Origin of the sequence: Paenibacillus sp. AR247, from assembly GCF_002968895.1 — a bacterium.
GTDB classification, from domain to species: Bacteria; Bacillota; Bacilli; order Paenibacillales; family Paenibacillaceae; genus Paenibacillus_AQ; species Paenibacillus_AQ favisporus.
In genome coordinates this window covers 85,199-94,305 of sequence record NZ_PCZT01000002.1, presented here as the reverse complement: position 1 = coordinate 94,305, position 9,107 = coordinate 85,199, and the positions used below count along the sequence as shown (strand labels likewise).

Below are 9,107 nucleotides of genomic sequence, written 5' to 3'. Positions count from 1 at the left end.
GGAACGGAAATGCACGCGGCACAGGCGATCAGTGCCAGGACGGCTCCCCCGCAACCACGGTCGGCCCGTTCGGACGGACAAGCTGCGGCCAAAGGCGCGGAACCGCCGGCTGGAACTGATAAGGATGAACAGCACGACGATATCGGTGAAAATGAACAAGTAATACGGATCCATGAGCGAAAAGACGCTGCTGTTGACCTCGGATACCTGGTTTACTTGACGCAGTTCATGATAAGTAACGATAACTCCGAAATATTTATAGTACATAATGACGGCAAAATAAATAATGGTCAGAACCAGGTCCACAATCAGGTAGGTGACCAGCTTCTTGCGGTAAGCCAGCGTTTCGATCAGGCAGAAGAGCAGCCATACGGGCGGTATGCCCGTTAGCAGCATCATGCCGAAGCCTCCGGCATTTTCCCTGAACACGACCGTCCAGACCAAAAGCATTTTTAAAATCATGACAATGGAGAAGAAGATAAAAGGTTTACCTATCAGCGCTCTCCATGAAAAACGGTTATGCAAAATCAATCGACGCCCCTTTCGTAATTTCCACACAGATCGCTAAGCCCATTCAAGGGCGGATAGGAATTAGCAGCGTACGGTCTGTCATCCGCAGGTTGTCCTGCCGGCGGGCCGCCCGCGTTCCCTCTTCAGCATCATAGATTACCCCTTATCAAAAACGCCATCAGGCCACAGCAAACACAAGGCTTGGACACCTGTGCTAAGCCGGGCCATACGCGGGACAATGAAGTTAATAGTAACTATTACACTATTGCAATTTAAGCACAGGGCCCAGGGAATTGCAAGAATCGCCCGGGATGCGAAAGAGGGGGTGGACCCGGCTGGGCATAGCCTCCCGAACCGGGCTGATGATTGATGAAGAAGGATGTCATCACTCTATTATATATAGGAAGAGACAGGATCATTCCATCGGTGAGTAGGGGAGATGCTGTGTGGAAAAAGGCGGCGGGACCGGTTACTTCGTCAATCCGGCATGAATCATATCGAGGTTCCATTTCATCATGGTGAGGTAGCTGTCTCCTTCTTCCCCGGGCTTGCCGGTGGAATCGGTGAACACCTTGCCGAATATCCGAACCCCGGTCTCCTTGGAGACGCTCTCCATGCTGCGCGGGTCCACGCTGGTCTCCACAAACAATGCAGGCACCTGCTCCGCCTTCACGATATCGATAATCCGCTTCATCTGCTCAGGGGTGCCTTGGTTCTCCGTATTGATCTCCCAGATGTATTGGGCTTTCAGCCCGTAAGCCGCCGAAAAATATTTAAAAGCCCCTTCGCTTGTAACGAGAACCCGGCGTTCCTCCGGGATGTCGGCAAAGCGTGTCACGGCATCATCGTGCAGCTTCTTCAATTCCTCGATATAGTTCCCGGCATTTTGCTCATAATATTCACGGTTTGCCGGGTCTGCTTTCGTCAGAGCCGCAAGGGCGTTATTCGCATAACGGATCCCGTTCTCAATGCTCAGCCAGGCATGCGGATCCTGCTCGGATTCCTTGCCGGCGGAGGTCAGGTACATCGGCTCCACGCCTTCGCTCAGTGCATAGACAGGGGCGTCTTCCCCCGCTTTTCCCGACGTCTCCAGCAGTTTGGCGAACCAGCCGTTCCCCGTCTCCAGATTAAGCCCGTTATAGAAAATGACATCGGCATCGCTGGCATGCTTGAGATCCGCCGGCAGCGGATCATATTCATGGGGGTCCATGCCGACCGGCACGATCGAATACAGCTCTACGCGGTCCCCAGCAACCTGCTTCACGATATCGTACAGGATCGAATACGTGGTCAGCACGACCGGCTTCTCCCCGGAAGAGCCGGCTTTATTCCCGGTTTGACCGGAGCAGCCGGCGGCAAGTGCCAGGACCAGCATAAGTACGGCTCCGAGCCAAACCTTCCTTTTATGTTTCATACAGATTCCCTCCTATTTAAAAAGAATCATTGCGGCGCGAACCCTGTTGCCTTCCGGGCAGACGGCGTCAAAGTCCTTTCAGCGCCGCCTTTTTGCGCCGGGAACGGAAATGCCGCCACAGGACGCCCTGTTTTGGTGAAAACGCTAATGCCAGTATGAACCAGACGGCTGACGCGAGCACGATGGCTGCACCGGAGGCAAGATTGTATTTGACGCTGAAATATAGCCCCACGACGGCTGATAACGCGCCAAAGCCGGCAGCCAGATAAATCATCACCCACAGCCGGTTGGTCAGCAGATAAGCGGTGGAGGCAGGGGTGATCAGCATGGCGACGACGAGGATGATGCCGACAGTCTGCAGGGAGGCGACGGTCACGAGGGTGAGCAGGGTCATCAGCAGGTAATGGATAAGCCGCCCGGGCAGCCCGTATGCCGCGGACATAACCGGATCGAACGAGCTGACCAGCAGCTCTTTGTAGAACAGGTAGACGACCGCGGCGATCACGATGCCAATGATCAGCGTGATCCACATGTCGGAGGCGCGGACCGCAAGCACGTTGCCGAACAGGATGTGGTACAGGTCGGTCGAGCTTTTCGCAAAGGTAATCAGGATGATGCCGACAGCAAAAAAGGACGTAAACACGATGCCGATAGCCGAGTCATTCTTGATCCGGCTGTTTTGGCTGACGTATCCGATGCCGAGCGCCGTCAGCACGCCCGTCACCACGGCGCCGAAAAAGAAGTTGATGCCCAGCATGTAGGACAGGGCGACGCCGGGCAGGACCGCATGGGAGATCGCGTCGCCCATGAGCGCCATGCCGCGCAGAATGATAAAGCAGCCGATAATGCCGCAGATCATTCCGACCATGACCGAGGTCAGCAGCGCTTTTTGCAAAAAGCCGTATTCCAGGATTCCGCTCAGAAATTCCATTACACACCCACTCCGTTCTTTTCGAGAAAGGTCAGCTGCGCCGCATAAGCCTGGCTGAGAATGTCCGGACGGCAGACTTCGCGGGCCGGACCTGCCTTTACCAGCTCGCCGTTAAGCAGCACAAGCCCGTCGAAATACACTTCCGCCTTGCTCAAATCGTGATGGACCACGAGCACCGTGCGGTTCTGATCCCGCAGCTCTTTCAAAATGGCGACGATCGTCTCCTCGCTGGCGGCGTCTACGCCGACGAAGGGCTCATCCAGGCAGAACAGCTCCGCCTCCTGGGCGAGCGCCCGGGCGAGAAATACGCGCTGCTGCTGTCCGCCGGACAGCTCGCCGATCTGCCGGGAGCCGAAATCCTCCATGCCGACCTTCTCCAGGCAGTGATAGGCAAGCTCTTTATGCTGCCGCCGCGGCCTCTTGAGCAGGCCGAGCTTCGGGTAGGTGCCGAGCAGGACGGTATCGATTACCGTAATCGGGAACGTCATATCAATTTCGCTGCGCTGCGGAACATAGGCGATGCGGGTCCGGGCTTCCTTGACACTGCCGCCGAGGATGCGAACCTCGCCGTGGTCCCGCGGAATCAGCTCAAGGAGCGACTTCATCAGCGTGGATTTGCCGGCCCCGTTGGGTCCGATAATACCGGTCATACTGCCGGGAAGCAGCGTAAAACTGACGCCGCGAAGGGCATCCTTGCCGTGATAGGAGACGAATAGGCTGTCGACGGACACCGAAGGGTCGCGGTGACGGGGGAGCATAGCATAGACCTCCTTTGGATTATGAAAACTTTGACATAAGTTTCCCTTAGGACAAATTAATGCACATATATAAAAGTTTTTACCTAAGGAAACTTTATTGAGTATAGGCTAAAACAGATGGGGAGAATTGTAAAGTGTTTTTTTACCTGGGTTGTCCGTTTTTCGTGGGGTAAGATGAGGTCGAATCAGTGTTAGTATGCGGGGCGATCATAGGGGGCGGAGCCAAAAAAAGCCCCGATTCCGTGGAATCAAGGCTTCATATCCTGCTCGGTGATTTGCTGTTTGACGAACTGCTTGAACTGCTCCCTTAGCGGCGAATAGGGCTGATCGGCGTGATAGGCCATATAGGCTTTGACCGATTTACCTGCGGGACCGGGGGCGGGCAAGTATTGGAGACTTCCGGCGGCGAGCTCGCTTGCGATGCCGGACAAGGGGAAGAAGGAGATGAAATCCCCGTCCTCTACCGTGTGCTTGACCGACTCCGGCGAATTGATGATCATGCGCTCCCATAAATGGATTCCGCTCTCGATCGCGTAGGTCCGGGTGAAGTCCCGCATAAAAGAGCCTTCGGCATGCTGGATGAAGAAGTGTTGGGCGACCAGCTGATCGCTCAGCGATTTAAGGCTGGAGAAAGGGTGTCCCGGCGCAAAAATGACGACAAGCTCATCTTCCAGCAGCAGATCTTCCTTGATGCCGGCAGCCGCAACGTCCTGCGAATAATAAAAGGCAAGGTCCACTTCATGGTTGTAGTGCAGCTCCTGAACGGTCCGGCTGGGCTGAACGGTTAGCTCGATCTGGATGCCGGGATACTGCCGGCAGAACCGGTTGACGAGCCTGGGCAGATGAATCGTCCCCATCAGGCTGTCGGCGCCGATATGAAGAATGCCCTTGCCCAAATCGGCGTAGTCCTGCACGGCCTTCCGCGCCTCGGCGGCCAGCCCCGTCATTTTGACGGCGTAAGGGTACAACGCTTTGCCGGCGTCGGTTAAGAGGATGCGGCCCCGCCTGGACTCGAAGAGGGCGATGCCCAGCTCTTCCTCTAAGCTTTTCATATGAAAGGTGACGGTCGGCTGTTTCATATCCAGCTCTTTGGCTACGTCGGTTACCTTCTTGTATTTTTCAATATAAACAAGGATTTGCAGTTTTAACAAATTCAACGATGATTCCCCCTCGGTCACGTCCGATTCCTCTTCATTATAGAATTAATCTATGGACTCATAAAGATTATATTCTGATATTTATCTTTCTTTTTACAAAACGCATCATTTTACAAAATGATAGAGAACTACAATGAACTTGTCGGTAAACTTCATAGAGTTACACGGCAAACCAAAATGGGGGGAAACATTAGATTATGAAATTCAAAAAACCGTTACTTATGTTTTGTACGTTGGTCCTGGTACTTATGCTGGCTGCCTGCGGCAGCAAAAACGCGTCGGATAGCGGCAGCACTACGGGTTCGGGAACCGCAACTGAAGATAAACCGGCTGCAGAGGAAACGCTCAGCGGATCCGTTCTGGCTGTAGGCTCCACAGCACTCCAACCGCTCGTAGAGCAAGTCGCACAAAAGTTCATGGGTGAATCCCAATACTCTAAAATCCAAGTTCAAGTGCAAGGCGGCGGCAGTGGAACCGGCCTTACTCAAGTTTCCGGCGGCCAAGCCAACATCGGCAACTCCGACGTATTTGCTGAAGAAAAGCTGGATGCAGACAAAGCCAAAGAACTCGTTGACCATCAAGTGGCCGTTGTAGCCATGGCGGCTGTAACGAATCCTGACGCGGGCGTAGACAGCCTGACGAAGCAGCAGCTGGTTGATATTTTTACAGGTAAAGTGACGAACTGGAAAGACGTTGGCGGCAAGGATGAAAAGATCGTAATCGTCAACCGTCCTGCAAGCTCCGGTACCCGCGCAACGTTTGAAAAATATGCACTCGGAACGAAGACCGAAGACCTGCAAGGTTCGATCCAAGAAGATTCTTCCGGTACGGTGAAAAAGATCATTTCCGAAACGCCAGGTGCCATCGGATACCTTGCTCTGTCCTACCTGGACGACAAAGTGAAAACTCTGAAATATGACGGTGTGGAAGCAACGGAAGAGAACGTAGCCTCCGGTAAATACCCAGTATGGGCTTACGAGCACATGTACACCAAAGGTGAGCCTGCTCCGGAAGTGAAGGCGTTCCTGGACTACATGACTTCGGATGCTGTGCAAAACGGCGACGTGGTTGAGCTCGGATACATTCCGGCTTCCAAAATGGAAGTGAAACGCGACAAGGACGGCAACATCACGAAATAACATCAGGTTCCTTGAGCTCTCATGAAACACTGAATATGTACGACAAGAGGCGGAGAGACCAACTTCTGCCTCTATTTTCACTTTAGAAAGAAGGACAACGATGAAAGCTATAGATGAAAGGCCTGTAGGCATCGCTGACAACCCCCGTCCCGGACGGTTTAAAAAACATCATATGGAAGATTTTGCAGGACGCAGCTATACGACGATTTGCGCGATTCTGCTGATCGTCATTATTTTGTCCATCGTTTATTTTGTCGCTTCCAAAGGACTGGCGACTTTCTTCAAAGACGGCGTCAGCTTCAGCGAGTTTCTGTTTGGCTCCAAATGGGATCCGGACGGCAACCATGGCGAGCCGCAGTTCGGCGTCATGCCGTTTATTTTCGGCTCATTCGCGACGTCGATTCTGGCAGCGGTCATCGCCAGCCCACTCAGCATCTGTGCATCGCTGTTCATGACGGAAATCGTACCGGGCTGGGGCAAAAAGCTGCTGCAGCCGGTCATTGAGCTGCTTGCCGGAATTCCGTCCGTCGTATACGGATTTGTTGGCCTGACGGTCATCGTTCCTGCCCTGCGCGACATGTTTCCCGGCCAGGGGATCGGGATCGCCGCGGGCTCGATCGTGCTGTCGGTCATGATCCTACCGACGATTACGAGTATCGGAACCGACGCGCTGTCCTCGCTGCCGCGTGGGCTCAAGGAGTCTTCGTATGCACTCGGCGCAACGCGCTGGCAAACCATCTACAGAGTTATTCTGCCAACCGTGCTTCCTTCTATTCTGACCGGGGTGGTCCTCGGGATGGCCCGCGCCTTCGGGGAAGCGCTGGCGGTACAGATGGTCATCGGGAATGCACCGCATATTCCGCGGTCGCTGTTCGAATCCGCCTCAACGCTGACCAGCGTCATTACGCTGGATATGGGCAACACCGTCATGGGCACCGCGCACAGTAACGCGCTGTGGAGCATGGCGCTCGCACTCATGTTCATGACCTTTATCTTCGTCGTTATCGTTCGCCTGCTCGAAAGGAGAAATCGGATTTGAAAGCTAAAGCCGCTGACAAAATTGCAACAGCCATTATTGTGGTGCTTTCCTTATTGATCGTGGCGGTTCTGCTCGGACTGCTCGGATTTATTATGTATCGCGGACTCAGCCACATCAGCTGGCACTTCCTGACTTCGGTGCCCCAAACGATCCGGGAGGGCGGCGGCATCGGGCCGCAGCTGTTCAACTCCTTGTTCCTGCTGGTACTGACGCTTATTATTACAATTCCGCTGGGCCTGGGTGCCGGCATCTATATGGCCGAGTACGCCAAGCCGGGCAAAATCACCGGAGCGATCCGCCTCGTTGTCGAGGTGCTGTCCTCGTTTCCGTCCATCGTCGTCGGCTTGTTCGGTCTGCTCTTGATCGTCAACACGTTCGGATTTGGTTTTTCGCTCTTCTCAGGCGCGCTGGTGCTGACAATCTTTAATCTGCCGCTCATGGTCCGCATTACGGAGCAGGCGTTCCGCAGCGTACCGAAGGAGCAGAAGGAAGCGGGACTAGCGCTCGGTTTATCAAAATGGAAAATCATCACGTCCGTGCTGTTTCCCGTCGCCCTGCCGAGCATCGTGACCGGTACGGTTCTGGCGGCAGGACGTGTATTCGGGGAAGCGGCGGCGCTCCTGTTTACCGCAGGGATGTCTACGCCGCGCCTTGATTTTACCAACTGGAACCCGCTGAGCCCGACGTCGCCGATCAATCCGTTCCGTCCGGCAGAAACGCTGGCCGTGCATATCTGGAAAATCAACAGTGAGGGCATTGCGCCCGATGCCGCGGAAATTGCCGCCGGCGCTTCGGCGGTGCTCGTGATCCTCGTGCTTGTCTTCAACCTGTTTGCCCGCTGGTTCGGCAACCTGCTCTACAAGATCATGACGGCATCCAAACGAATGGGATAGGAGAAATGAGCATGCAACAATCATCGACTACATTCCGCACTGAAAACCTGAGCGTGTTTTACGGGGCGTACGAAGCCGTGAAGAACATCAGCCTGACCTTCCCGGACAAGAGCGTTACCGCGCTCATCGGCCCGTCCGGCTGCGGGAAATCGACGTTTCTGCGGTCCTTGAACCGAATGAACGACGAGATCTCTCAAGCGGTGATCAAGGGGAAGATCTGGATCGGGCGGGGAGGACATCAACGATCCTTCCACCGACGTCATTCAGCTGACGGCAAAAAATCGGAATGATATGGCAGAAGCCGAATCCATTTTATAAATCCATTTACGAAAATATCGCTTTTGGACCGAAGTACCATGGCGTGAAAATAAAAAAGAGCTCGACCAGATCGTCGAGTCCAGCCTGCGCAAAGCGGCGCTGTGGGACGAAGTGAAGGACCGCCTGAAGCAGTCCGCCTTGTCGCTCTCGGGCGGCCAGCAGCAGCGCCTGTGCATTGCGCGCGCCTTGTCGGTCAACCCGGGGATTCTGCTCCTCGATGAGCCGGCGTCGGCCCTCGATCCGGTTTCGACCTCGAAGGTCGAGGAACTGATCGTCGAGCTCAAGAAAGAGCTGAGCATCGTCATCGTGACGCACAACATGCAGCAGGCCGCACGGATTTCCGATTATACGGCGTATTTCTACCTCGGCACGCTGATGGAGCATAACGATACCGAAATTATTTTCACCAACCCGGCCAATGCCATGACCCAGGAGTATATCTCCGGACGGTTTGGATGAGCCGCCGTTTGTTTGCACAGCAAAAAGCCGTCTCCCCATCAAGAATGGGGGACGGCTTATTTGTTTTATAAAGGTTAATACGGTCCGGGGTCCCAGCAAGGATTTGAATCCCTGTTGGAGCAAAAACTCCACTGTGTGGGGAGGGTTAGCGGACGATCATCACCGGACAGTGCGCATGCTGGACGACGCTGTGGCTGACGCTGCCGATCAGCATTTCCGAGACAAGGCCCATGCCCCGGCTGCCCATCACGATCAGGTCGGCCGACTCTTCCTTGGCCGTCTGGCAGATGACCTTGGCCGGATCGCCGGTTTTACTGACCGTGCGGAAGGCGACTCCCGTGCGGCTCGCTTCATCGGTGGCCGGGGCGAGTATTTTTTCGCCTTCCTGGCGGATGTGCTCCTCCAGATCTACGCCTACCGGCGGCTCATTGATGGAAACGGTCGGGTTGACGTGCAGGACCACGAGCTCGGGAGCGGTATTCAGGCTCT

At 54.7% G+C, this 9,107-nt stretch carries 8 protein-coding genes and 2 pseudogenes; 4 read left to right on the top strand and 6 right to left on the bottom strand.

The features are described from left to right. From CPT76_RS36905 to CPT76_RS00760, 5 genes and pseudogenes are all read right to left on the bottom strand, one after another. A pseudogene (locus CPT76_RS36905) lies at positions 1 to 399 on the bottom strand (hypothetical protein); the annotation flags it as partial. 580 nt (positions 400 to 979) lie between these two features. Continuing rightward, positions 980 to 1,924: a metal ABC transporter substrate-binding protein gene (locus CPT76_RS00775; protein WP_105441608.1), complete on the bottom strand. Its 945-nt coding sequence runs from the start codon at positions 1,922 to 1,924 to the stop codon at positions 980 to 982. Between the two features lie 67 nt (positions 1,925 to 1,991). Further along, entirely contained in the window at positions 1,992 to 2,855 is an 864-nt protein-coding gene (locus CPT76_RS00770; RefSeq protein ID WP_105441607.1) for a metal ABC transporter permease, read from the bottom strand. Beyond that, entirely contained in the window at positions 2,855 to 3,613 is a 759-nt protein-coding gene (locus CPT76_RS00765; RefSeq protein ID WP_105441606.1) for a metal ABC transporter ATP-binding protein, read from the bottom strand. Before CPT76_RS00765 ends, CPT76_RS00770 begins: the two co-directional genes overlap by 1 nt. Before the next feature lie 248 nt (positions 3,614 to 3,861). Then, complete coding sequence (locus CPT76_RS00760) at positions 3,862 to 4,770, bottom strand: LysR family transcriptional regulator (protein ID WP_181152639.1); 909 nt, start codon at positions 4,768 to 4,770, stop codon at positions 3,862 to 3,864. Between the two features lie 197 nt (positions 4,771 to 4,967). Between CPT76_RS00760 and CPT76_RS00755 the strand changes: the two genes are divergently transcribed. From CPT76_RS00755 to pstB, 4 genes and pseudogenes are all read left to right on the top strand, one after another. Continuing rightward, positions 4,968 to 5,909, top strand: a complete 942-nt coding sequence (locus CPT76_RS00755; RefSeq protein ID WP_089546018.1) for a phosphate ABC transporter substrate-binding protein PstS family protein — start codon at positions 4,968 to 4,970, stop codon at positions 5,907 to 5,909. A gap of 172 nt (positions 5,910 to 6,081) precedes the next feature. Continuing rightward, positions 6,082 to 6,948, top strand: coding sequence for a phosphate ABC transporter permease subunit PstC (gene pstC / locus CPT76_RS00750; RefSeq protein WP_260869391.1), 867 nt, complete (start codon positions 6,082 to 6,084; stop codon positions 6,946 to 6,948). Continuing rightward, positions 6,945 to 7,841 carry a phosphate ABC transporter permease PstA gene (gene pstA / locus CPT76_RS00745; protein ID WP_105441604.1) on the top strand — a complete coding sequence of 299 codons (897 nt, stop codon included), beginning with the start codon at positions 6,945 to 6,947 and terminating at the stop codon, positions 7,839 to 7,841. Before pstC ends, pstA begins: the two co-directional genes overlap by 4 nt. 5 nt (positions 7,842 to 7,846) lie before the next feature. Further along, positions 7,847 to 8,618: pseudogene (gene pstB / locus CPT76_RS00740) on the top strand (phosphate ABC transporter ATP-binding protein PstB). Between the two features lie 145 nt (positions 8,619 to 8,763). Here the strand turns inward: pstB and CPT76_RS00735 are convergent. Continuing rightward, positions 8,764 to 9,107 (bottom strand): universal stress protein (locus CPT76_RS00735; RefSeq protein ID WP_105441603.1); only part of this gene is annotated, 344 nt, incomplete at its 5' end.